General features: G+C 70.6%; 25 protein-coding genes. 13 read left to right on the top strand and 12 right to left on the bottom strand.

The annotated features are described in order from the left end of the window. Nucleotides 1-8: 8 nt before the first annotated feature. The 5 genes from AC1DS4_RS15990 to AC1DS4_RS15970 are packed head-to-tail and all read left to right on the top strand — an operon-like array spanning nt 9 to nt 4979. Nucleotides 9-860 carry a S1C family serine protease gene (locus AC1DS4_RS15990; protein WP_477633276.1) on the top strand — a complete coding sequence of 284 codons (852 nt, stop codon included), beginning with the start codon at nt 9-11 and terminating at the stop codon, nt 858-860. A gap of 60 nt (nt 861-920) precedes the next feature. Then, the gene (locus AC1DS4_RS15985; RefSeq protein ID WP_477613790.1) at nt 921-1961 is read left to right on the top strand and encodes an AAA family ATPase; all 1041 of its coding nucleotides are present in this window, start codon (nt 921-923) and stop codon (nt 1959-1961) included. Beyond that, nucleotides 1940-2881 (top strand): DUF58 domain-containing protein, encoded by a 942-nt coding sequence (locus AC1DS4_RS15980; protein WP_477646072.1) that lies wholly within the window; start codon nt 1940-1942, stop codon nt 2879-2881. The genes AC1DS4_RS15985 and AC1DS4_RS15980 overlap by 22 nt, the downstream gene beginning before the upstream one ends. Next, a complete protein-coding gene (locus AC1DS4_RS15975; protein ID WP_477633278.1) occupies nt 2878-3864 on the top strand; it encodes a VWA domain-containing protein in 987 nt (328 codons plus the stop codon). Before AC1DS4_RS15980 ends, AC1DS4_RS15975 begins: the two co-directional genes overlap by 4 nt. Beyond that, nucleotides 3861-4979, top strand: a complete 1119-nt coding sequence (locus tag AC1DS4_RS15970; RefSeq protein ID WP_477633279.1) for a vWA domain-containing protein — start codon at nt 3861-3863, stop codon at nt 4977-4979. The genes AC1DS4_RS15975 and AC1DS4_RS15970 overlap by 4 nt, the downstream gene beginning before the upstream one ends. Before the next feature lie 35 nt (nt 4980-5014). Here AC1DS4_RS15970 and AC1DS4_RS15965 read toward each other — a convergent pair whose 3' ends face one another. Beyond that, nucleotides 5015-5842: an Fpg/Nei family DNA glycosylase gene (locus AC1DS4_RS15965; RefSeq protein ID WP_477633280.1), complete on the bottom strand. Its 828-nt coding sequence runs from the start codon at nt 5840-5842 to the stop codon at nt 5015-5017. A 95-nt stretch (nt 5843-5937) separates the two neighbouring features. Here AC1DS4_RS15965 and AC1DS4_RS15960 point away from each other — a divergent pair, with 95 nt between their 5' ends. From AC1DS4_RS15960 to AC1DS4_RS15950, 3 genes are all read left to right on the top strand, one after another. Next, the gene (locus tag AC1DS4_RS15960) at nt 5938-6582 is read left to right on the top strand and encodes a PadR family transcriptional regulator (protein ID WP_477613795.1); all 645 of its coding nucleotides are present in this window, start codon (nt 5938-5940) and stop codon (nt 6580-6582) included. 151 nt (nt 6583-6733) lie between these two features. Further along, nucleotides 6734-7750 (top strand): ATP-binding cassette domain-containing protein, encoded by a 1017-nt coding sequence (locus AC1DS4_RS15955; RefSeq protein WP_477613796.1) that lies wholly within the window; start codon nt 6734-6736, stop codon nt 7748-7750. Nucleotide 7751: 1 nt separating this feature from the next. Next, the gene (locus AC1DS4_RS15950; RefSeq protein ID WP_477633281.1) at nt 7752-8507 is read left to right on the top strand and encodes an ABC transporter permease; all 756 of its coding nucleotides are present in this window, start codon (nt 7752-7754) and stop codon (nt 8505-8507) included. 22 nt (nt 8508-8529) lie between these two features. Here the strand turns inward: AC1DS4_RS15950 and ku are convergent, their stop codons facing one another. Then, on the bottom strand, nt 8530-9396 hold the full coding sequence (gene ku, locus AC1DS4_RS15945; RefSeq protein WP_477613798.1) for a non-homologous end joining protein Ku: 867 nt from the start codon (nt 9394-9396) through the stop codon (nt 8530-8532). A 103-nt stretch (nt 9397-9499) separates the two neighbouring features. Between ku and ligD (AC1DS4_RS15940) the strand changes: the two genes are divergently transcribed. After that, nucleotides 9500-10444: a non-homologous end-joining DNA ligase gene (gene ligD / locus AC1DS4_RS15940; RefSeq protein WP_477633282.1), complete on the top strand. Its 945-nt coding sequence runs from the start codon at nt 9500-9502 to the stop codon at nt 10442-10444. Further along, the gene (gene ligD, locus AC1DS4_RS15935) at nt 10437-11318 is read left to right on the top strand and encodes a non-homologous end-joining DNA ligase (RefSeq protein WP_477633283.1); all 882 of its coding nucleotides are present in this window, start codon (nt 10437-10439) and stop codon (nt 11316-11318) included. The genes ligD (AC1DS4_RS15940) and ligD (AC1DS4_RS15935) overlap by 8 nt, the downstream gene beginning before the upstream one ends. On the opposite strand, the gene AC1DS4_RS15930 is transcribed toward ligD (AC1DS4_RS15935), so the two are convergent. From AC1DS4_RS15930 to AC1DS4_RS15890, 9 genes are all read right to left on the bottom strand, one after another. Continuing rightward, a complete protein-coding gene (locus tag AC1DS4_RS15930; RefSeq protein WP_477633284.1) occupies nt 11315-11743 on the bottom strand; it encodes a (2Fe-2S)-binding protein in 429 nt (142 codons plus the stop codon). The two genes, ligD (AC1DS4_RS15935) and AC1DS4_RS15930, sit on opposite strands and share 4 nt — an antisense overlap. 197 nt (nt 11744-11940) lie before the next feature. Then, the gene (locus AC1DS4_RS15925; protein WP_477613802.1) at nt 11941-12273 is read right to left on the bottom strand and encodes a histone-like nucleoid-structuring protein Lsr2; all 333 of its coding nucleotides are present in this window, start codon (nt 12271-12273) and stop codon (nt 11941-11943) included. A 90-nt stretch (nt 12274-12363) separates the two neighbouring features. Continuing rightward, the gene (locus tag AC1DS4_RS15920; protein WP_477613803.1) at nt 12364-12564 is read right to left on the bottom strand and encodes a hypothetical protein; all 201 of its coding nucleotides are present in this window, start codon (nt 12562-12564) and stop codon (nt 12364-12366) included. Then, nucleotides 12561-14018 (bottom strand): lysine--tRNA ligase, encoded by a 1458-nt coding sequence (lysS, locus tag AC1DS4_RS15915; protein ID WP_477633291.1) that lies wholly within the window; start codon nt 14016-14018, stop codon nt 12561-12563. The genes AC1DS4_RS15920 and lysS overlap by 4 nt, the downstream gene beginning before the upstream one ends. A gap of 154 nt (nt 14019-14172) precedes the next feature. Further along, a complete protein-coding gene (gene nadC / locus AC1DS4_RS15910) occupies nt 14173-15084 on the bottom strand; it encodes a carboxylating nicotinate-nucleotide diphosphorylase (protein WP_477613804.1) in 912 nt (303 codons plus the stop codon). Then, complete coding sequence (locus tag AC1DS4_RS15905; RefSeq protein WP_477613805.1) at nt 15081-16796, bottom strand: L-aspartate oxidase; 1716 nt, start codon at nt 16794-16796, stop codon at nt 15081-15083. The genes nadC and AC1DS4_RS15905 overlap by 4 nt, the downstream gene beginning before the upstream one ends. Further along, nucleotides 16789-17214: an aspartate 1-decarboxylase gene (panD, locus tag AC1DS4_RS15900; protein WP_477613806.1), complete on the bottom strand. Its 426-nt coding sequence runs from the start codon at nt 17212-17214 to the stop codon at nt 16789-16791. The genes AC1DS4_RS15905 and panD overlap by 8 nt, the downstream gene beginning before the upstream one ends. A gap of 43 nt (nt 17215-17257) precedes the next feature. Further along, nucleotides 17258-18208 carry a pantoate--beta-alanine ligase gene (panC, locus tag AC1DS4_RS15895; RefSeq protein WP_477613914.1) on the bottom strand — a complete coding sequence of 317 codons (951 nt, stop codon included), beginning with the start codon at nt 18206-18208 and terminating at the stop codon, nt 17258-17260. An 18-nt stretch (nt 18209-18226) separates the two neighbouring features. After that, nucleotides 18227-19123, bottom strand: a complete 897-nt coding sequence (locus AC1DS4_RS15890) for a Rossmann-like and DUF2520 domain-containing protein (protein ID WP_477613807.1) — start codon at nt 19121-19123, stop codon at nt 18227-18229. 95 nt (nt 19124-19218) lie between these two features. Between AC1DS4_RS15890 and AC1DS4_RS15885 the strand changes: the two genes are divergently transcribed. Beyond that, nucleotides 19219-20163 carry an SAM-dependent methyltransferase gene (locus AC1DS4_RS15885; protein ID WP_477613808.1) on the top strand — a complete coding sequence of 315 codons (945 nt, stop codon included), beginning with the start codon at nt 19219-19221 and terminating at the stop codon, nt 20161-20163. On the opposite strand, the gene AC1DS4_RS15880 is transcribed toward AC1DS4_RS15885, so the two are convergent. Then, nucleotides 20147-21349, bottom strand: coding sequence for a cytochrome P450 (locus AC1DS4_RS15880; RefSeq protein WP_477624876.1), 1203 nt, complete (start codon nt 21347-21349; stop codon nt 20147-20149). The two genes, AC1DS4_RS15885 and AC1DS4_RS15880, sit on opposite strands and share 17 nt — an antisense overlap. Nucleotides 21350-21442: 93 nt before the next feature. Here AC1DS4_RS15880 and AC1DS4_RS15875 point away from each other — a divergent pair, with 93 nt between their 5' ends. Together AC1DS4_RS15875 and AC1DS4_RS15870 are read left to right on the top strand one after the other, a co-directional pair. After that, nucleotides 21443-22018: a hypothetical protein gene (locus AC1DS4_RS15875; RefSeq protein WP_477613810.1), complete on the top strand. Its 576-nt coding sequence runs from the start codon at nt 21443-21445 to the stop codon at nt 22016-22018. 107 nt (nt 22019-22125) lie between these two features. Continuing rightward, nucleotides 22126-23259, top strand: coding sequence for an NADH-quinone oxidoreductase subunit D (locus tag AC1DS4_RS15870; RefSeq protein ID WP_477633292.1), 1134 nt, complete (start codon nt 22126-22128; stop codon nt 23257-23259). Nucleotides 23260-23287 lie beyond the last annotated feature (28 nt).

Raw genomic sequence — 23287 nt, 5'->3', positions numbered from 1 at the left:
TGGACCGGGTGGGCTCGCCTCTGGTCGTCGAGCCACCTCGGGAGGTGGTCGACGAAACCCCGTCGCGCGTTCGCAGGCGGCTCCCGCCGCGGCGGTGGCTGGTGGCAGCGATCGTGGTGCTGGCCCTGCTCTCGGTGGCCGTGCTCGCGGCGACGTGGGGCACCGACACCGCGCCGATCACGGGCAGAGACGTGGACAAGGCCGTCCAGGACGGCCTCGCCAAGGCCAAGGAGGATGCCGCCAAGGCGCCTCCTGACGCGGCCGCGGCATACCGGGTGGCGTTGCCGTCACTGGTCACGATCGCCACGCAGCGCAACGGCAGCAGCGGTGCGGAGCGGGGTACCGGCGCGGGGGTCGTCATCAGCGCCGCGGGGGCAGTGCTGACCGCGCTGCACGTGGTCAAGGGGGCGAAGAGCATCGAGGTGACGTTCTCCGACGGCACGGAGTCGAGCGCGAGCGTCAAGGAGCAGGACCCCGCGACCGACATCGCAGTCCTCACGCCGGAGGAGCTCCCCCAGGTCGTGGTCCCCGCCGTCCTGGGTGGCGGTGCGCAGGTCGGCGACCCCGTGTTCGCGCTCGGCCATCCCTTGGGCCTCAAGGGATCCCTGTCTGCCGGTGTGGTGTCTGCGCTCGACCGGACGATCGAGGTCGACTCCGACGAGACGCTCAAGGGGCTCATCCAGTTCGACGCCGCCGTGAACCCCGGCAACTCGGGCGGCCCACTGCTCAACAAGGCTGGTCAGGTCGTCGGCATCGTCACCGGACTGGCCAACCCGTCGCAACAGAACTTCTTCGTCGGCATCGGTTTCGCCGTCCCCATAGCCACCGCCGGGGGTGTCGCCGGCAGCCCGCCGCAGTAGCCCGCTTCACCCCGCCGCACCAGCGCAACGAAAGCAACAGATCGCACCCGAGGAGACCGCATGGATCCCCACCCCGAGCTCGGCCGGCAGCACCCGCTCGAGCAGGCGCTCTACGAGGTCAAGAAGACCATCGTCGGACAGGACGTCCTCCTCGAACGCATGCTCGTCGCGCTGCTTGCCCGCGGCCACCTGCTCGTCGAGGGCGTCCCGGGGCTGGCCAAGACGATGGCGATCAAGACGCTCGCCCAGGCCATCGGCGGCGAGTTCCAGCGGATCCAGTTCACGCCCGACCTCGTGCCCGCCGACGTCATCGGCACCCGCATCTACAACCAGAAGGACGGCGAGTTCCAGGTCTCGCTGGGCCCCGTCTTCGCCAACCTCGTGCTGGCCGACGAGATCAACCGCGCCCCGGCCAAGGTGCAGAGCGCGCTGCTCGAGGTCATGCAGGAGCGCCAGGTGACCATCGGCCGGGAGACGTTCAAGGCGCCCGACCCCTTCCTCGTCATGGCGACCCAGAACCCCATCGAGTCCGAAGGCACCTACGCGCTCCCCGAGGCGCAGGTCGACCGGTTCATGCTCAAGGCGCTCGTCGGATATCCCACTGCCTCAGAGGAGTTCGTCGTGGTCGAGAGGATGACGACGACCTTCGAGGCGGCTCAGCGAGTGCTCGAACCGGGACAGCTGGTGGAGTTCCAGAAGCGGACCGACGCGGTCTACGTCGACCCCGCCGTGATCGAGTATGCCGTGCGGCTGGTCGGCGCGACCCGCTCACCCGGGGTGGTGGGCCTGCCCGACCTGGCGCGCTACCTGTCGTTCGGTGCCAGCCCGCGTGCGTCGATCAACCTGGTGCTCGCGGGCAAGGCACTGGCCTTCCTCCGGGGTCGCGACTTCGCGCGGCCCCAGGACGTGCGCGACCTGGCGCGCGACGTGATGCGCCACCGGCTGGTGCTGTCCTACGAGGCGCTGGCCGAGGGCATTGCGGCTGACGACCTCCTCGGCCCGATCCTGGATGCGGTGACGATGCCCGACGTGCCCCTGCGCGAGCGCCGCCAGCAGACCCAGTCCACCTCCGAGGCGCCATGGGCCGCCGGACCCCGCTGAGCCAAGGGCCCCCGGTTCCCGGGCCGTCCGCCGCGGGGCCGTTGACCGCGGAGCGACTGCTCCGGCGGCTCGAGTGGCGCGTCGTGCGCCGGCTCGACGGGCGGCTCCAGGGTGACTACCGGACCCTCTTCCGGGGGACGGGCGTGGACTTCACCGACCTGCGCGAGTACGAGCCCGGTGACGACCTGCGGCACATCGACTGGAACGTCACCGCCCGGATGGACACCCCGTACGTGCGCGAGTACGTGGAGGACCGGGAGGTCACGGCCTGGCTCCTGCTGGACCGGTCGGCGTCGATGGGCTTCGGGCCGGTGGATCGCCAGAAGTCGCTGGTGCTGGCCGAGATCGCCACGACGCTCGCGCACATCCTGGCCCGCGGTGGCAACCGCATCGGGGCGGCGTTGTTCGACGGGAGCATCGAGACGATTCCTCCGGGGCACGGTCGCAACCAGGTGCTCCGCATCAGCCAGGCCCTGTTGCGCCCGCCGCCGGGCACCGGGTCGAAGGACACCACCGACCTGTCCCGCCTGCTGCGCGCGGCACTCGGGCTGGCTCGCCGGCGCTCGCTGCTGGTCATCGTCTCCGACTTCATCACCCAACCGGGCTGGGAACAGCCGCTGTCGCTGCTGGCGCGACGCCACGACGTGGTGGCCATCCAGGTGGTTGACCCGAGGGAGTCCGAGCTCCCGGCGGTCGGGATGGTCTACGTCGAGGACGCCGAGACGGGCGAACAGATCTTCGTCGACACCAACGACCCGGTGTTCCGCGGGCGGCKGGCCGCGGCGGCCAGGGAGAGGCAGGACGCCCTGGTTGCGGCAGCACGACGGTCCGGCACCGAGATCTACCCCGTCGCCACGGACGACGACCTGGTCAGGGCGCTGGCCCGCATCTCCGAGCTCCGCAGGCGGAGGCGGAGATGACCTTCGAGTGGCCGATGCTCCTGCTGTCCCTGCTCGCGGTCCCGGTCCTGGTGATCGCGTACAGGGCCCAGCTGCGCCGTCGCGACGAGCGTCGCGCAGAGCTGGCGGCCGAGGGGCTGGTAGCCGCCAGTCCCGGTGGCCCCGACCGGTGGCGTCACGTCGCGCCCCTGCTGCTGCTCGCCGCCCTGACGCTGCTGCTCGCCTCGCTGGCCCGTCCTTCGGCGACGGTGGCCGAGCCGCGACGCGAGGGCACCGTCATCCTGGCCTTCGACGTGTCGACGAGCATGGCAGCCAAGGATCTCGCACCGACCCGGCTGGACGCGGCCAAGGCCGCGGCCCGCACCTTCGTGGCCAAGCAGCCGTCGTCGATCAGGCTGGGCGTCGTCGCCTTCGGGGACTCGGCCGTCATCTCGCAACAGCCGACCAACGACCGCAAGGAGGTGCTGGCCGCCATCGACCGGCTGGCCCCTCAGGGTGGCACGGCACTCGGGCGCGGCATCGTCTCGGCCATCAGCGCGATAGCGGGCAAGCCGATCAGCGTCGACGAGACGGGCCAGGACGGCACGGCCGGGGGTGACGAGCTCGGCTACTACGGCTCGGCTGCCGTGGTGCTGCTGTCCGACGGCGAGAACACCACCGATCCCGACCCGCTCGTCCTGGCCGAGCTCGCCTCCACCGCAGGCGTGCGGATCTTCCCGATCGGGCTGGGCAGCCCGCAGGGCACGGTGCTCGAGGTCGACGGCTTCCAGATCTCGACGCGACTCGACGAGGCCACCCTCAAGCAGATCGCCGATACCACCGACGGCACCTACTACGCCGCGAGCGACACCGCCGCGCTGAGCAAGGTCTACAGCTCCATCAACCTCACCTGGACCGCCCGGACGGAACGCCGTGAGATCACGTCCTGGTTCGCCGCCGCGGCAGCCGTGCTCCTCCTGCTCGGGGCGGGCGCCTCGGTCGTCCGCTCGGGAAGGGTGGTGTGACCGTGTCCTTCGCGCTCCCCGTCGCCCTGCTCGGGCTCCTCGCCGTCCCACTGCTCGTCGCGGCATACGTGTGGCAGCTGCGGCGACGCCGCCGGGCGGCCGTCCGGTTCTCCAACGTCGCCCTGATCCGGGCGGTCCTGCCCCGCCAGCGGATGTGGCGACAGCACGTGCCGCTCGCCCTGGTGCTGGGCAGCCTCGCCCTCCTCGGCCTTGCCGCGGGACGACCCCAGGTGCGTGCGCAGGTGCCGATCTCGAGCTCTGCCGTCATCCTCGCCGTCGACGTGTCGGGATCGATGTGCGCGACCGATGTCAGCCCGAATCGCCTTGCGGCAGCTCAGGAAGCGGTCCGCGACTTCATCGGCAAGCAGGACAACCGCACCCGGATCGGCCTGGTCGTCTTCTCCGGGTTCGCCCAGGTGGCGGTCGCGCCGACCACCAACCACGACGACCTCCTGCACGCCGTCGACGGACTGACCACCGGACGCGGCACCACCATCGGCGCGGCCATCCTCAAGTCGATCGACGCGATCGCCGAGATCAACCCCGACGTGGCGCCGGTCGACACGGGGGACACCGGCGCCGACGGACCGGACGCCCTGACCCCGACGCCGGACCCCACCGGCCCTCCCGGCGCGACGCCACCCAAGGGGACCAAGACCGTGCCGGAGATAGTCGTCCTGCTGACCGACGGAGCCAACACGCGCGGGGTGACACCGCAGGACGCGGCAGTGCAGGCGGCGGCCCGTGGGGTGCGCGTCTACCCGATCGGCTTCGGCACCACCGAGCCGACCCAGATGGTCTGCACCCGCGACCAGCTCGGAGGAGGGCTGTTCGACGGGCCGCCCGGTGGCTTCGGCGGCGGCCTGGGGCCGGGAGGGCGCAACTTCCTCGTCGTCGACGAGGACGCACTCCAGGCGGTCGCCCGGACCACCGGTGGCGAGTACTTCAAGGCGAGCGACGCCGACCAGCTGCAGGGAGTCCTGAACGACCTGCCCAAGCACGTCGACCTGCAGGAGCGCAACGTCGAGATCAGTGTCGCCTTCGCCGGCCTGGCGGCGCTCCTGCTGCTGCTCGGGCTCTGGCTCGCAGGACGCTGGACCGCCCACCCCCAGTGACGGGTTCGGCGGCGCCGACGTCGGTCGTTCGGCAGTCAGCGACGGCGCTGGCAGCGACCGCACCAGAACAGGTTGCGGCCCGCCACCACCTGGGTGCGGATCCGTGAACCGCAGACCCGGCACGGCTCGCCCTGCCGGCGGTAGACGTAGGACGTCCGCTCGGTCAGCCGGTCGACCTCCCCTGCGGCGAGCTCAGCCCGGATCTGCTCGACCTGCTCGGCCACGGTCACGATCTTGCCGGTGACGACCCCCAGCGGCAGCAGGTCGACGAGGTCGAGCCAGATCGCGTCCCACGTCGTGCGCCGGATCTCCTTGCCCGGCCGAAAGGGGTCGACCCGCTGACGGAACAGCACCTCGCTGCGATAGACGTTGCCGATGCCCGCCAGGACGGACTGGTCCATCAGCAGCTCGCCGATCGCCTTGCCGCTGCGGGAGATCTTGCGCCAGGCGATCTCCGGATCCGGTTCTGGGTGAAGGGGATCCGGGCCGAGGCGGGCCATCACCGCCTCCACCTGGTCGGGGGTTGTCACGGCGCACAGGTTGGGCCCGCGGAGGTCGGCGACGTGCTCGTCGGTCGCCAACCGCAACCGGACCTGGCCCACGATCGGCACCTCCCCGGCATACGGGCGGTCGTCGATGGTGAAGGTGCCGATGAGGCCGAGGTGCACGTGCAGCCAGGCGTCCTCCTCGAACTCGGCGAAGAGGTGCTTGCCCCACGAGGTCGCGTGGACGAAGGTGCGGCCGGACAGCAGCGCGGCGCCGGCCGCGAACCTTCCCTGCGGGCTGCTCAACGTCGGCTGCGTCCCCCTGTATGCCGCGTCGAGGTCGCGTGCGAGCGCGAACAGGGTGTGGCCTTCGGGCATGGGCCCATCATGGCCTGCGCCATGACGTCCCGCTCCGTGATGACCTGACCGTGATGACCTGATCCACTGTGGCCCCGCCTCCTACACTGCACCGCATGGCGGCCACCGAGACCAGACTGCTGCTCCTCGGCGCCGTCATGCTGTTCGAGCCGGTCAACGGGTACCAGCTGCGCCGCGAGCTGCTGTCCTGGCAGGTCGAGGACTGGGCCCACGTCAACCCGGGCTCGATCTACTCGGGCCTGGCCACCTTGGCGCGACAGGGCAACCTCGAGCGTCACGACCTGGTCGACGGCAGTCGCGAGGTGGCCGTCTACACGAGCACTCCCCTGGGCCGACGTGAGTTCGAGAAGCTGTGGCGCGCAGCCGTGGAGCGCCCGGACCTCCTGTCCCCCCTGCCGTTCCACACAGGGATGGCCCTGATGCCGCTGATGAGCCGCACCGCGGTCCGCGAGGCCCTGCAGACCAGGCTGGCCAACCTCGACGCCAACGTCCGCGAACAGCTGGCCCAGGAGCGGCCGGCCGGGGCTGTCCCCCCGCACGTCCTCGCGTTGGCCGACCTCTGGATGGGCATGGGCCAGACCGAGCGTGAGTGGCTGGTCACCCTCATCGCCCGCATCGACCGCGGCGACTTCGCCCTGCGGGGTGAGCCGGTGGACTGGCAGGCCCCCGCGGACGACCCGGGCTGGCAGATGGCCAGCGACCGGCAGCGCTACGTGGAGCTCATCTCCCGCGAGCGATGAATTGCTGTCAGCAGCCGGGTCTACCTTGGTGGCGCGGGCGGTAGATATCGGCTTGACGCCAGAGTATTCAATGTTGAACACTAGCGATATTCAAGTTTGAACAAACGGCGACCCAGCCGCCAAGGGGACGGTCCGTCAGAGGGAGTTGGGGATGATCCACGCACGAGGTCTGGTGCAGACCTTCCAGACGCGCGAGGGCAGGAAGAAGGGCGAGGTACGTGCTGTCGACGGCGTCGACCTCGATGTGGCCGAGGGCGAGGTCGTCGGGTTCCTCGGGCCGAACGGCGCCGGCAAGACCACGACGCTGCGCATGCTGACCACCTTGCTGAGGCCCACGGCGGGCACGGCCACGGTGGCCGGCTTCGACGTCGTCAAGGAGTCCGAGAAGGTCCGACGGTCGATCGGTTACGTCTCGCAGAGCGGGGCCACGGGGCAGTTCGCCCGCGCCGGTGACGAGGTCGTCGACCACGGCATGCTCTACGGCATGTCGGGCGCCGACGCGCGCCGTCGGGGCCAGGAGCTGTTCGGCCAGCTCGACCTCGAGGGACTGTGGGGGCGCCAGCCGAAGACCATGTCGGGTGGCCAGCGCCGCCGCCTCGACATCGTCATGGGGCTGATCCACGAGCCGACGCTCGTCTTCCTCGACGAGCCGACGACAGGTCTCGACCCGCAGGCCCGGGCCAACCTCTGGACCCACATCGCCGACCTGCGCAAGCGACGCGGTGCGACGGTCTTCCTCACCACCCACTACCTCGACGAGGCCGACGCCCTGAGCGACCGGATCATCGTGATCGACCACGGCAAGATCATTGCCGCCGACACCAGCGACAACCTCAAGGCCCAGGTCTCCGGCGACCTCGTCGACCTGGAAGTTGCGGACCCCGACCTGGTGGCCGAGGCGGCCAAGCGACTCGATGCGATCGCCGAGTCCGGCAGCGACGGCCGCGACGCCGTCGAGATCGACGGCAACCACGTGCGCGGCCGCGTGCAGCGCGCCGGCAAGGCGGTACCCGGCCTGCTGGCCGACCTGCGCGGCGCCGACATCGACCTCGAGTCGATCGAGGTCCTTCGCCCCACCCTCGACGACGTGTTCCTCACCCTCACCGGCCGCTCGCTGCGCGACGCAGAGGCCACCACGCCGGCCGACCCGACCTCGAAGGAGAAGTGACATGCAGTTCCTGCGTGAGTCCTTCATCGTCTTCCGCCGCCAGCTCCGGATGAACCTGCGCAACCCTGCCTGGGTGCTCATCGGCCTGATGCAGCCGATCCTCTACCTGTTCCTGTTCGGACCGCTGCTCAAGCCGATGGCCGCTCAGATGGGCTACGCGAACAGCTGGACCTTCTTCGTGCCCGGCATGCTGATCCAGCTCGGCATGTTCGGCGCCTTCTTCGCGGGCTTCGGGCTGATCTCGGAGTGGCGTGACGGCGTCATCGAGGCCGAGCGGGTGACGCCGGCCAGCCGGACGGCCCTGCTCATGGGACGGCTGTGGCGTGACCTGCTCCAGCTGTTCGTCCAGGCACTCGTGCTGGTCGGGCTGGGCTACTGGGTCGGCATGGAGGCGCCCCTGCGAGGGGTCGTCCTCGGCGTCGCGCTCACCCTGCTCGTCGGCGGCGCGTGCGCGGCGGCCTCCAACGCCCTGGCACTGACCACCAAGAGCGAGGACGTCATGGCACCGGTCATCAACGTCGTGATGATGCCGGTCCTGCTCCTGTCGGGCATCCTCCTGCCGATGACGCTCGGACCGGACTGGCTGCAGCGCACCAGCGACTTCATGCCGTTCCGGTGGATCACCGATGCCGTGCGTGGTTCGTTCCTCGGCGACTTCGGGACGAACGCGATGCTCTGGGGTTCCCTCTGGGCGGTGGGCCTGTTCGCCATCGCGCTCTGGTGGGGCACCTCGACCTTCCGCAAGGAGAACGCCTAGCCGTCGGGGCCGGCCAAGGGCCTCAGCTGGCCTTCTTCGCGGCCTTCTTGGTCGCTGTCTTCTTCGCGGCGGTCTTGGTGGCCGGCTTCTTCGTCTCGGAGGTGGACTCCCCACGCGACGCCTTGGCCTTGTCGACGGACTTCTTGAGGGCGGCGAGCAGGTCGACGACCTCGCCCGACTCGTCCTTGGACTCGGGTGCGAACTGCACCTCGCCGCCTTCGACCTTGGCCTTGACGAGCGACTGCAGGGCCGCGGCGTAGTCGTCCTCGTAGTCATCGGGCTGGTAGTCCCCCGCGAGCTGCTCGATCAGCAGGTCGGCCATCGCCAGCTCCTGCTTGGTCGCCTTGGCGTCGTCGTCGAGGGAGGCGAAGTCGGGCTTGCGGATCTCGTCGGGCCACAACATGGTCTGCATCAGGATCACGCCCTCGTGGACGCGCAGCACCGCCATCGTCATCCGGGTGCGGATGGAGACCGTCACGACCGCGACCCGGTTCTCCTTCTCGAGGGCGTCCCGCAGCAGGATGTACGGCTTGGTGGAGGCCTTGTCGGGCTCGAGGTAGTACGACTTGTCGTAGAGCATCGGGTCGATCTGCTCGGCGGGGACGAACTTCTCGACCGAGATCTCCTTGCTGCTCGTGGCCGGCAGATCCTTGAAGTCCTCGTCGGTCAGGACCACCATCTCGCCGTCCTCGGTCTCGTACCCCTTGGCGATGTCGTCGTACGACACGATCTCGCCGTCGATGCTGCAGATGCGCTGGTACTTGATCCGGCCACCGTCCTCGCGGTGCACCTGCCGGAACTGCACGTCGTGGTTCTCGGTGGCGGAGTAGAGACGGATCGGCACGTTCACCAGGCCGAAGGACACCGCGCCCTTCCAGATCGCTCGCATGCTTGTCGTCCTTCCGTCTGCCTGCCCGCGGACAAGCACCCATCCCTGACGAGGCACCTCGGGCCTCGCGCGTGGAAACCAGCCTATGCGTCAGGATGGCCCCATGCGCCCCATGCTGGCCAGTCCCGCCACCAGCATCCCCGACGGGGACGACTGGATCCACGAGGTGAAGTGGGATGGCATGCGCGTGCTCGCGGACGTGCGCGACGGCGTGCTCACCCTGACCTCGCGCATCGGCAACGACGTGACGGCCAGCTACCCGGAGCTGGCCGACCTCGCGGCCTCCTACGACGACATGCTGCTGGACGGCGAGGTCGTCGCCCTCGAGGGGGGTCGCCCCTCGTTCGGGGCGTTGGCCGACCGGATGCACGTGCGCGACCGCCGCAAGGCCGAGCGCCTGGCCGCAGTCCGACCGGTGACGTTCATGATCTTCGACCTGCTGCGGCTCTACGGGTCCGACCTCACCGCCCAGCCGCTGTCGGCCCGGCGCGAGCTGCTGGAACGCCTCGACCTCTCGGGCCGGCACTGGCAGGTCCCACCGGTCTACGAGGACGGTCAGGAGCTCTACGCAGCGACCCTCGAACAGGGTCTGGAAGGCGTGGTGAGCAAGCGCCTCTCTGCACCCTACCTCCCGGGCCGCCGCTCGGCCGACTGGCTCAAGTCACCCCACCGGGCAACCCTGTCCGCCGTCGTGGGCGGCTGGCGAGCGGAGAAGACCAACGACTCCGGGCGGCTCGGGGCGGTCCTGCTCGGGGTCCCCGACGGCAACGGAGGATGGCGGTTCGCCGGGCGGATGGGCAGCGGCATCGCCGGACGCGCGGCCACCCAGCTCGCCGAGGCCCTCGCCCCTCACACCCGCCCGGACTCGCCCTTCAGCGACGAGGTACCCCGCATCGACAGCGTCGGGGCGACGTGGGTCGACCCTGCCGTGGTGGTGGAGGCTCGCACCCTCGAGGTGACGCGCGACGGCAGGCTGCGCCAGCCGGCATACCTCGGCATCCGCACCGACCTCACGCCCGACGACCTGCAGGAGATGGACGATGCCTGAGCGCTACGTCCCCCAGGCAACGCGCGTCGAGGTGGGCGGCCGCAGGCTCAAGCTGACCAGCCTCGACAAGCTGCTCTTTCCCTCGACCGAGACCACCAAGGGGGAGGTGCTCAACTACTACGCGCAGGTCGCCGACGTGATCCTGCCGCATCTGGCCGACCGGGCGCTGACGCGGGTGCGCTGGCCGCACGGGACCGGCGACCAGAGCTTCTTCGAGAAGAACCTGCCGTCGGGGGCCCCGCCATGGCTGCCCCGGGTCACGGTCGACACGGTGACCTACCCGATGGTCGAGGACCTGGCCCAGCTGACCTACCTGGTCAACCTCAACTCCATCGAGCTGCACATCCCCCAGTGGCGGGTCGTCGGCGGCGAGCGGGCGCACCCCGACCGGTTGGTCATCGACCTCGACCCGGGGTCGCCCGCGGGCCTGCGTGAGTGCGCGCGGGTCGCGATCATGGTGCGCGACCGGCTCGGCGCCCTGGGCCTGGACCTCTTTCCGGTCACCAGCGGCAGCAAGGGCATGCAGCTCTATGCCGGGCTGCCGGGCGACCTCACCTCCGACCAGACCCGCGACCTCGCCATGCAGCTGGCCCAGGAGCTCACCAAGAAGCATCCCGAACTGATCGTCTGGAAGATGACCAAGTCGCTGCGGCCCGGCAAGATCTTCCTCGACTGGAGCCAGAACGTCGCAGCCAAGACGACCATCTGCCCCTACTCCCTGCGCGGCAAGGAGACGCCGACGGTCGCGGCGCCCCGGTCGTGGGACGAGGTCGAAGCCGGAGCCGACGGCGCGAAGTTCGAGCAGCTGATGTTCGACGAGGTGCTCGACCGGCTCGAGTCCGACGGGGACCTGCTCGCCGATCTGCTCACCTAGCCGCGCAGCTGACCGCCGGTCTGTCCCCGGCCGGCCGCAGTCGCGAGCCGGGGGCAGCCGGAGCACTCGTGCACGCCGGGCAGCACGTAGATGAAGCAGCACGAGCCGCGCCGCGGAGGTCGCTGGCCGCTGGCTCGCGCCAGGGTCATCGCCCAGACGTCGTCGACCATCGCCCGCCTGGTGTGCTCACCCAGCTTGGCGTCGGACCGATAGCCCAGCGCCAGCTCGAGCCCCGCCACCCGGTAGGCCGCCCGGGCAGCTTCCAGCCGGTCGTCGAGGCCCGCCTCGGTGACCGTGGGGTCACGGAACTGGGCTGCGACGGGGTAGAGCTGCGTCGGTTGCAGGGCGAAACTGAGGCCGGAGTCCTCGGGGTGCAGGACCCCTGAATGGTGCCGGGCGGCATGCACCCCGACTTCCGCGGCCACCTCGAGAGTCCACTGAAGGACAAAAGCCGACGGCATGGAGGCCGGGACGACGGTGGCGTACTGGTGGTTCGTCGAGATCGTCAGCCGCTGACGCCATTCACGTAATGGATCCTCACCCCTGCGCTGACCAGCAAGAATTGCCCGCCAGTCCCAGAAAAGGTCCGGAGTGCCTTCTGGGACGCGGCGGATATCCAGCGTCAGTGCGCCTTGTCGTAGGCGGCCTGGACCTCGGCGGAAATGCGGCCGCGATCGCTGACCTTGTGCCCGTTGGACCGCGCCCACTCGCGCACGTCACCGAGGTCGCGCTTGCCGGTGCCTCGGCCGCCGGCAGCAGGTCGACCCGCGGTGCGGCGGCCCGCCGAGCGCCGTGCATGGCCGACATAGGGCGCCAGCGCATCACGCAGGGCAGCGGCGTTCTTGCCGTTGAGGTCGATCTCGTAGGTGACCCCGTCGAGGGCGAAGGTCACCGTCTCGTCTGCAACCGAACCGTCGATGTCGTCCTCGAGCACAATGCTCACGCGCTGGGCCATGGAGTTTCCTCTCGGCAAAAATGAATGGGGCGGGAGGCCAAAGATAGTGGCCACGCCAGTTCATTCTCAAATGCCCGTCAGAAAGGCCCCTCAGGAAATCTTCTCGCCATTCGCAGAATGCCCTGAATTGTCCTTCGCACTCTCGTCCCCGGCGTGCGCCGCCTCCCATTGGGAATGCGCCAAACGCTCCTTGCGGTCGCCCTCGATCATGTTCTTGATGACCAGCCAGAAGAGGAATCCCACACCGGCCGAGGGAATCAGCGCGGCGATGTAGGGCCAGATGCCGCTCATCGGGAAACCTCCGGCTTGAGGTGCGGGAACAGGATCGTCTCGCGGATGCTGGCGTCGGTGAACAGCATCACGAGGCGGTCCACGCCGAAGCCGAGTCCGCCCATCGGGGGTGCGCCGTACTCCAGGGCCCGAAGGAAGTCCTCGTCGAGCTGCATGGCCTCGGGGTCGCCCCCGGCAGCCTTGACCGACTGGGCCGTGAGCACCTCGCGCTGGACCACCGGATCGACGAGCTCCGAGAAGCCCGTCCCGCGTTCGACCCCAGCGATGATGAGGTCCCAGGCCTCGATCAGCCCCGGCTCGCTGCGGTGCGGGCGGGCCAACGGCTGTGCGATCGCGGGGTATTCGCACAGGAACGTCGGCTGGAGCAGCCCCGGCTCGACGAGCTCACCGAGCAGCTCGAGGAACACCTTGTCCTTGTCCCAGGCCGGGTCGATGGCCACGTCGTGCTTCGCGGCATACCCACGCAGGGTGTCGACGTCGGTGTCGATGGTGACCGTCTCACCCACCGCCTCGGAAACGCCCTCGTAGACAGGCAGCCAGCGCCACTCGCCGTCGAGGTCGACGGTGCCGGCCGCGGTCTCGACCTGGCGCGAGCCGAGCGCGTCGGCGACGCCGAGGAAGACGTCGCGCATGAGGGCGGCGATGCTCGTCTGGTCACCGTAGGCCTGGTAGGCCTCGAGCATCGTGAACTCTGGGCTGTGGGTGGCGTCGACGCCCTCGTTGCGGAAGATGCGGCCCATCTCGTAGACCCGGTCGACTCCCCCGACCACGGCCTTCTTGAGGTTGAGCTCCAGGGCGATGCGCAGGGTCATCTCCTGGTCGAACGCGTTCATGTGGGTGCGGAACGGACGAGCCGCCGCGCCGCCGTGGACGAGCTGGATGATCGGCGTCTCGACCTCGAGGTAGCCCTGGGTGTCGAGGACACCGCGGATCGCGGACAGCGCGCGAGCCTTGGTGCGCACCATGTCGCGGGCCTCCTGCCGGACGATCAGGTCGGCGTAGCGCTGGCGCACGCGCGACTCCTCCGACAGGTCCTTGTGCAGCACCGGCAGCGGACGCAGCGCCTTGGACGCCATCTCCCACCGGGTGGCCATCACCGACAGCTCGCCGCGGCGCGAGGAGATCACCCTGCCCTCGACGAACACGTGGTCGCCGAGGTCGACGGTCGACTTCCAGTCGGCCAGGGCGTCCTCGCCGACCTCCGCCAGGCTGAGCATGACCTGCAGGCGGGTGCCGACGCCCTCCTGGAGCGTCGCGAAGGCGAGCTTGCCGGTGTTGCGGATGAAGATGACGCGCCCGGCGACACCGACGACGTCCTGGGTCTCCTCGCCGGTCTCGAGGTGCCCCCACTGCTCACGGACCTCACCGAGGGTGTGCGTGCGCGGCACCTGCACCGGGAAGGCCTGCTTGCCCTCGGCCAGCAACCGGTCCCGCTTCTCGCGACGCACCTTCATCTGCTCGGGGAGGTCGGCGTCGGGCTGGGTCGCCACGTCAGTGGCGTCGGTCGCGCTGGGGGTCTGGCTCACCCGCAAAGGGTACCGACCGGCACACGGTGCCTCGCAGGGCGGACCGCGGCGGCCTCTGTTGGAAGCGGCGGGCGGGGCGAGGTCAGTCCGCGAGGTCGAGGGCGAGATCGAGGATCGGGGAGGAGTGGGTCAGCCCGCCGACACTGAGGTAGTCGACACCGGTCTCGGCGTACTCGCGCGCCACCTGGAGCGTGAGCCCTCCCGTGGCTTCGAGCTCGACGGCCTCACCGGTCGCACGCACGGCCTGCACCGTTTCGCGCAGCCGCTGTGGAGACATGTTGTCGCACAACAGGAAGCGTGCGCCGACCTCGACCGACTCGAGGGCCTCCTCCGTCGTGGTGACCTCCACCTGGATCGGCACGTCGGGGAACTTCGCCAGCACCGCGGCATACGCCTTGCTGAGCGAGCCGGCGGCGAGCTTGTGGTTGTCCTTGATCATGGCCACGTCGAACAGGCCCATGCGCTTGTTGGTGCCGCCACCCGCGCGGACCGCGTACTTCTCGAGGGCGCGCAGCCCTGGGGTGGTCTTGCGGGTGTCGAGGACCGTGGCACCGGTGCCTTCGAGCCGCTGCGCCCAGGCGTGGGTGTTCGTGGCGATGCCGGAGAGGCGGCACACGAGGTTGAGCATGGTTCGTTCGCCGACCAGGGTCACCTGGGTCGACCCGGCCAGCGTGGCGACCACGTCGCCCTTGCCGACGAGGTCGCCGTCGCGGTGCTTCGTGGTGATGCGCAGCGGCTCGGCGCCCATCCGCCTGGCCACCTCGTCGAAGACCATCGCAATGAGGGGTATGCCGGCCAGCGCGCCGTCCTCGCGCACCACGACGTGCGCCGTGCTCACCTGCTCGACCGGGATGGTGGCCGTCGTCGTGACGTCGACGCCGTCCGGCCCACCGAGGTCCTCGTCGAGGGCGGTGCGGATGACGGCCAGGGCGTCGGCCTCGGGGAACCGCAGGTCTGCGAGGTCGACAGGGTCGGCCGAGGGTGCGCCGGTCATGCGAGGTCCTGTTCGGGAACGGGTTCGAAAGTGGTGGAGAGCGTGCCGTCGGCGCCTCGGAGGACCAGGGTGTGGCCGCGCCAGCGGGGATCGACCTGGTCGGGATGGTCGCTGCGGACGTGACCACCGCGGGTCTCCTCGCGCAAGGAGGCCGCCAGCGTCAGGACCTGGCCGATGTGGAGCAGGTTGGTGGTCTCCCACGACTGCGGACCGGACTCGGTGGACGTGGCGGCCAGCGCGAGGTCGTGGAGGGCGAGCGCGGTGCTCGCGAGCGAGGCGGCCGACCGCACCGCGCCTGACCCGGCCGTCATCGCGGCCTGGACCTGCACCCTGGCCGAGCCGTCGAGCAGCGCGCCCTCACCACTGGGCGCGGCCGGGACGGCCTGGGGGAGCTCCCCCCGCGCCAGCCGTTCGCTGATGTCGTCAGCGATGCGGTGGGCGAAGACCAGACCCTCCAGGAGTGAGTTGGACGCGAGCCGGTTGGCACCGTGGACCCCCGTGCAGGACACCTCGCCGCAGGCGTAGAGGCCGTCGAGGGACGAGCGTCCGACGAGGTCGGTGCGCACGCCGCCGCTGGCGTAGTGCTGCGCCGGGGCGACCGGCAGCAGCTCGGTCGCGGGGTCGAAGCCGAGCTCGCGACAGCGCGCCACGATGGAGGGAAAGCGCTCCTCGAGGAACTCCTTGCCGAGGTGGCGGGCGTCGAGGTAGACGTGGTCCTCCCCCGTCTCCTGCATCCGGTCGACGATGGCCCGCGAGACCACGTCGCGTGGCGCGAGGTCGGCCAGCGGGTGACGTCCCTGCATGAACCGCTCTCCGTCGCGGTCGACGAGGAAGGCCCCCTCACCGCGCACAGCCTCGGAGATGAGCGGCTGCTGACCGCTGGAGCCCGGCCCCAGCCACAGCACCGTGGGGTGGAACTGCACGAACTCGACGTCGGCCATGACGGCACCGGCGCGCAGCGCCGCCGCCATGCCGTCGCCCGTGGCGACCGACGGGTTGGTCGTCGCGGAGTAGACCTGTCCCAGCCCGCCGGTGGCGAGCACCACCGCACGGGACCGGGCTGCTCCGACGCCGTCCATCTGCCCCTCGCCGATGACGTGCAGCGTCACGCCACAGACGCGGGACTCCGTGTCCTGCAACAGGTCCACGACCAGGGCGTGCTCGATGACCTCGATGCCTGGGTCGTCCTTGACGCGGTGCAGGGCGGCGATCAGGGCCCGGGAGATCTCCTTGCCCGTGGCGTCGCCGCCGGCATGGGCGATCCGGTCCTTGTGGTGGCCGCCCTCGCGGGTGAGCTTGAGCCCTCCCGCGTCGTCGAGGTCGAACTCGGCGCCGAGGGCGACCAGCTCGTGGACGCGCGCGGGACCCTCGTGGACCAGGGCCGTCACCGCGGGGACGTCGCAGACCCCGCACCCCGCCACCAGGGTGTCGTGCAGGTGCTCCTCGGGGGAGTCCCCCGGGTCGAGGGCCGCTGCGATGCCGCCCTGGGCCCACTGGGTGGACCCCTCGTTGAGCACCGTCTTGGTGACCAGCAGCACGCGGTCCACGCGCTGCCGCAGCCGCAGGGCGGTCGTGAGGCCGGCGATGCCCGAACCCACCACGATGACGTCCGCCGACGTCGTCCACCCGGGCAGGCCCGCGACCAGCCGGCGCGGGATGGTCGGTCCGGGCTGGTCGGTCGCGGCGCGGCCGGCGACGGGGGCGTCAGTCATGGTGGCGCCGCGTCACGGCCGAGGTCTTCAGTCCGAAGCCCTCGGGCACGTCCCCGCCGTCGTGGCCGATCTCGACGATCTTGTTGTCCTTGTCGACGAAGACGACCTCCGGCTCGAAGGTCCTCGCCTCCTGGTCGTCCATGGCGGCGTACGCGATGATGATGACCGTGTCGCCGGGTGAGATGAGCCGAGCCGCCGCACCGTTGATGCAGACGATGCCGGACCCCCGCTCCCCCTCGATCGCGTAGGTCGTCAGGCGGTTGCCGTTGTCGACGTCGACCACGTCGACCTGCTCCCCCGGCAGCAGGCCGGCGGCATCCATGAGGTCGCGGTCGATCGTGAGCGACCCGACGTAGTGCAGGTCCGCCTGGGTCACCGTGGCCCGGTGGATCTTGGCGTAGAGCATGAAGCGCTGCATGTGCTCGTTCCTCGGTTACTGCGTGGGGTGGTTGCCTTGGGTGTCAGCTGCCGGCGGAGTCGACGTCGGAGAAGACCTCGAGAGCCCCTCCGCCGGGTCCCACCGAGATGGGCAGGTTGTCGATCAGCCTCGTGGTGCCGACGCGGCCGGCGACCGCAAGGAGGGCCTCGCCCCGGTACCACTCCGGCACGTCCTCCAGCGTCGAAGGGTGCACGAGGACGAGGTAGTCGATCAGCGCCAACGGCTCGCGGACCAGCACGGTGCGGGCGGCCCGCCGGATAGCCGACGGTCCCTCGGCCGCCGCCGCCGCACCGGCACGCAGGGCCTGCGACAGGCACAGCGCGGTCTCGCGGTCGGAGTCGGTGAGGTAGGTGTTGCGGCTGCTCATCGCCAGCCCGTCGGACTCACGCACGGTGGGCACCGAGACGACCTTCACCGGGAAGTCGAGGTCGCGCACCATCCGCCGGATCAGCAGGAGCTGCTGGGCGTCCTTCTGCCCGAAGTAGGCGGAGTCCGCGCGGGTCAGGTGCAGCAGCTTGGCGACGACCGTCAGCATGCCGTCGAAGTGGCCGGGGCGGGCCTGCCCCTCGAGCACGTTGCCCAACGGCCCCGCCGAGATGCGCACGGCGGGGTCGCCGTCCTGGTAGATGACGTCCGGCGTCGGGGCGAAGACCAGGTCCACCCCTGCCCGACGGCAGATCTCCATGTCGTCGTCGAAGGTCCGGGGATAGCGCGACAGGTCCTCGCGCGGCCCGAACTGAAGGGGGTTCAGGAAGATCGTGACGACCACGTGGGCGGCAGCCTGCCGAGCCGTCTCGATGAGCGTCGCGTGCCCCTCGTGGAGGGCGCCCATGGTCATGACCACCGCGACGTCGCCGTTGGTGAGGGTGCGCCTGGCCGCGCGCAGCTCGTCGCGGGTCCGCGCCACCACGGGTTCGCCACCCCCGAGAGGCCTCGGGTCGGTGAGTGCCGTGGCCGCGGAGGCGGACGGCATACCGGAGTGTTCGCTCACTTATCGCTCCTGGTCGGTCGCGAGGATGTCCAACAGGGGTTCGGCCACGTGTGGCTTGAGCCGACCGCTGGCCAGGGCTCGTTCGGCGGTGGCCCGCGCGAGGGCCAGGTAGGTGGGTCTGATGTCAGGGCTGAGGCTCTGGAGTTGTCGCAGGTGCTCGGCAACGGTACCCGCATCGCCGCGCGCGACGGGCCCGGTGAGGGCAGCGTCACCCGCGCGCAACGCGTTGTCGAGTGCGGCGGACACCAAGGGGCCGAGCACCCGGGACGGCGTCTCGACGCCTGCTGCCCGCAGCGCCTGCAGTGACTGGGCGATGAGGGTGACGAGGTGGTTGGCCCCGTGCGCCAGGGCTGCGTGGTAGAGCGGCCGGGCCGACTCCTCGATCCAGACGGGTTCGGCGCCGATCTCGAGGACCAGCGCCTCGGCGACCGGGCGGAGCGGCTCGGGAGCGGTCACGCCGAAACAGCACTCCACGAGGCGTTCGAGGTCGAGTCCAGTGCCCGTGAACGTCATGGCCGGGTGCAGCGCCAGCCCGAGGACGTGCTGCTCGAGGGCCGGGGTGTAGACCTCGAGCCCGTGTCGACCCGACGTGTGCGCGACGAGCTGGCCCGCCTGCCACGTCCGGGTCGCGGCCAGCCCGGCGACGAGGTCGGCCAGCGCGTCGTCAGGGACCGCGAGGAGGACGAGCTCGGATCGCCGCACCACGTCCTCCGGGGAGACGACGGGTATGCCGGGCAGGAGCTGGGCGGCGCGGCTGCGGGACTCCTCGCTGACGCCCGAGACCGCGACCACGCGATGGCCGACCCGCTGGAGCGCCGCCCCCAGGACGGCACCGACGCGACCGGTCCCGACGACGCCGACGTCGAGTCGCGCTGGACGCTCGTCGGCCGAAGTCACCTGTCCAACCTATCTCGCGGGTTCTGCACCCGACGCAGCGCTCCTGCGTTGATTGCGCGAGTGCCGACCAACCTGGGTCGGCATAGGTTGGCTGGGTGACCCTCCTCGACTGGCAGGCGGCCTGGCAGGGCGCCCTCTACGGTCCCGATGGCTTCTACCGCGCCGCTCCGGGGCCGGCGGGTCACTTCACGACGGCCACGCACGGCGCCCTGGGGGAGGTCCTCGCCGGCGCCGTGGCACGCCTGGCGCGGGAGAACGGCCTCACCCACGTGGTCGACGTCGGCGCCGGCCGCGGCGAGCTCCTCACCCAGGTGCAGGCCGCGGACCCTGCACTGCGCCTCACCGGGGTCGACGTCGTGGCGAGACCCGAGGCTCTCCCCCCGTCCGTCGAGTGGCAGGTCTCGCCCGGGGGTCCAACACTGCCGGTGGAGCTGCGCGACCTCGACCGCGCGCTCGTCTTCGCCCACGAGTGGCTCGACGTCGTGCCGTGTCCCGTGGCCGAGGTGGACGATGACGGAGTGCTTCGGCTGGTTCAGGTGGACGTCCACAGCGGTGAGGAGACGCTCGGTGCGACGGTTGACGGCGACGACCTCGCATGGGCCGAAACACACTGGGAGGCAACGGAGAGCGGCGACCGGGTCGAAGTCGGGCTCCCCCGCGACCAGGCGTGGGCCGAGCTCGTCAGCCGGGTCGACCGCGGCGTCCTCGTGGCCGTGGACTACGGCCACCGCGGCGGTGACCGTCCCCGGGCGGGCACGCTCGCGGCATACCGGCGCGGTCAGCTGGTCCCGGCCGTCCCCGACGGGACGTGCGACCTGACCGCCCACGTGGCCATGGACACCCTCGACCACGACGAGCTGCTCGACCAGCGCACGGCGCTGCGCGGGCTGGGGGTGGACGGACGGCACCCACCCGTGGAGCTCGCGGGACGCGACCCGCAGGCCTACCTGCAGGGGCTGGCCGCCTCGTCAGCGGCGGCGGCCCTGACCGCGGCCGGTGGCTTCGGCGACTTCCTGTGGGCGGTCAAGCGCGTGGGCTGACGACCAGTCGCTCGAAACCGCGCAGCACGAACGTCGGGCGACGTCGCGCCTCGACGACCACGAGGTCCGGGAAGCGGGCGAGCATGGTGCGCACCGAGATCTCGAGCTCCAGCCGCGCCAGTGGCGCACCGATGCAGAAGTGGATCCCGGCCCCGAACGCCAGGTGCGGGTTGGGGTCACGCGTCGGGTCGAAGCGGTCGGGCTCGGCGAACACCGCGGGATCGCGGTTGGCCGCACCGAGCAGCGCCGCCACCTTGTCACCGGGCTCGAACGCCACCCCTGCCACCTCGGCTGGTTCCTTGGCGGTTCGCTCGAACAGGTGCAGGGGGGAGTCGTGGCGCAGGAACTCCTCGACGAGGCGTGACACGGCCGCATCGTCGGCGACGTCCACTGCAGCATGGTCGGCGGCGGTCAGCCACGAGTGCAGCCCGTTGCCGAACCCGTTGACACTCGCCTCGTGACCCGCGTTGAGCAGCAGCACCGCCGTGGCCACGAGCTCGTGCGCCGACAGCCGGTCCGACCCGTCACGAGCGGTGACGAGGTCGGTGAGCAGGTCGTCGCCCGGCGCCTCGGCGCGGTGCGCCGCAAGCTCCTCGACGTATGCCGCGAACGCACCGCAGGCCTCGCGCGCCGCCTTCTCGTCCGCCGGCGTCCGGCCCACCTCGTACATGCGGACGATGGCCTGGGACCACGGGCGCAGGTGGTGCCGGTCGGCCTCGGGGACGCCGAGGAGCTCGGCGATCACGAGGACGGGCAACGGCTCGGCGTAGTGCTCGATGACGTCGAACTCGCCGTCGGGCAGCTCCGCGAGCAGCCCTTCGGCCAGCTCCTGGATGCGGGGCGCCAGCCGTTGCACGTGCCCTCGCCCGAACGCGCCGGCAACCAGGCGGCGCAGGCGGGTGTGCTTCGGCGGTTCGCTGTCGAGGATCGAGTCGGCGTGCAGCCAGTTGAAGGTGTCCCAGTCGGCGTCCGGCGTGCGCGGCGCGAAGACCCGGCCCAGTCGTCGGTCGCGCAGGACGGCGCCGGCTTCGGCGTGCCCACTCGCGAGCCAGACACCCAGGCCGCTGTGCCAGGCCAGCGGTGCAACGGCACGCAGTGCGGCGAGGTGCGGGTAGGGGTCCGCGACGACTGCGGGGTCGCCCAGATCGAGGAAGTCGGCGGCGTCGACAGGGGGCTGGGCGGGCACAGGAGCAGCCTGCCGCAGGTTGCCCGGTTTTGTCAGGCGCTGCTTCGAGGGCAAACTTGACTGTTGCTGTCACTCGAAAGGACCCCTGTCCCCATGAAGCACCAGCACCACCTGCGCGCGACCACCGCCGCGATCCTGGCCGCCTCCGTGGCTGGTGCTCTGCTGTCCGCGTGTGGGTCCGACTCTCCTCGCACCGGCGGCGACGTCACGGTGACGGTGACGCCGACCGTGACCGCGACGCCTCCGGCTGACAAGACACCGGCCACGCCCAAGGCCCCCAAGTCGGACGTGAAGGGCCGCGCCTTCGACTTCGGCCTCGTGACCAAGGTGAGCTCCGTTGCCGGCACAGCCGTCATCGAGCTGGACCGCGTGACGTGGAACAAGCTGGACGATGCCAAGCTGGCGAAGAACGGCGTCCCCACGGGCCCGTTCAAGGGGGCGGTCCCCTACACGAACCAGAACACCAAGCTGACCTACACGATCCCGGTGGCTGCCGGGGCTCGGATCCTCTACAGCCACTGCATCGCCGCCGACCAGCCGCTGCAGATCAAGTCCGTGCCGCCGTCCGGCCTCACGGGGCTGGCGGACCGCGAGAACACCGTGCTCGTCCAGCTCGACGCCAAGGGCTACGCCACCTCGATGCAGAACATCCCCGGCTGCCCCGGCTGACCTGCGTCACCGCCTGACCTGACGCCCGTGCACCGCGGCGACCACGCGGCATACGGCAGACTGGCGCCGTGACCACGACGGAAGGCCGACGCGAGCTCACCGTCGGCATGGGTGCCGGCGGCCTGGCCACGGCGGACATGGTCCTCAACATCGGCCCGCAGCACCCGGCAACGCACGGCGTGCTGCGGCTGCGCATCGTCGTCGACGGCGAGCGCATCGTGTCGGCGGAACCGATCGTCGGGTACATGCACCGCGGCGCGGAGAAGCTCTTCGAGGTCCGCGACTACCGGCAGATCATCGTCCTGGCCAACCGCCACGACTGGCTGTCGGCCTTCTCCTCCGAGCTCGGCGTGGTGCTGGGCGTCGAGCGGATGCTCGGCATGGAGGTGCCCGAGCGGGCGGTGTGGGCCCGCACCCTGCTGGCCGAGCTCAACCGGGTGCTGAACCACCTGATGTTCCTCGGCTCCTACCCGCTCGAGCTCGGCGCCATCACGCCGATCTTCTACGCCTTCCGCGAGCGCGAGGAGCTCCAGGCGGTCATGGAGGAGGCGTCGGGCGGGCGGATGCACTACATGTTCAACCGGGTGGGTGGGCTCAAGGAGGACCTCCCAGCCGGCTGGCTCGACCGCGTCGCGTATGCCGTGTCAGCAGTTCGTGGGCGACTGCCAGACATCGAGTCGCTCATCGTGGGCAACGAGATCCTGGAGGCCCGCACCCGCGGAGTAGGCGTGGTGTCGCCGGAAGTGATTGCGGCGTATGGGGTCTCGGGTCCCATCGCGCGCGCTGCCGGGGTCGACATGGACCTGCGGCGCGACGAGCCCTACCTCGCCTACGCCGAGCTGTTCGCCGAAGGCGGCCCCGGTCGCGTGGTGACGCGCACGGCCGGCGACTGCCTGGCCCGGCTCGAGGTGCTCCTCGAGCAGGTGCACGTGAGCCTCGACCTCGCGGAGGTGTGTCTGGACCGCCTCAGGTCGCTGCCCCAGGGCCCGGTCAACGTCAAGCTGCCCAAGGTGCTCAAGGTCCCCGAGGGCGACCTGTACACCGCGACCGAGAACCCGCTCGGCTTCAACGGCTACTACCTCGTCTCGCGCGGGGAGAAGACACCGTGGCGGCTGAAGCTCCGTTCGGCGTCGTTCAACAACGTCGCCGTGCTGGCCGAGGTGCTGCCCGGCAACCTGATCGCCGACATGGTGGCGATCCTCGGCTCGATGTTCTTCGTCGTGGGCGACGTCGACAAGTAACCCCTCCCACCCTGCCCACCCTGCCCGC

It is taken from the genome of Pedococcus sp. P3_C7 (assembly GCF_056402615.1).
The sequence above is the reverse complement of the archived record's forward strand: the minus strand, read 5'-3'. Positions and strand labels throughout refer to the sequence as shown.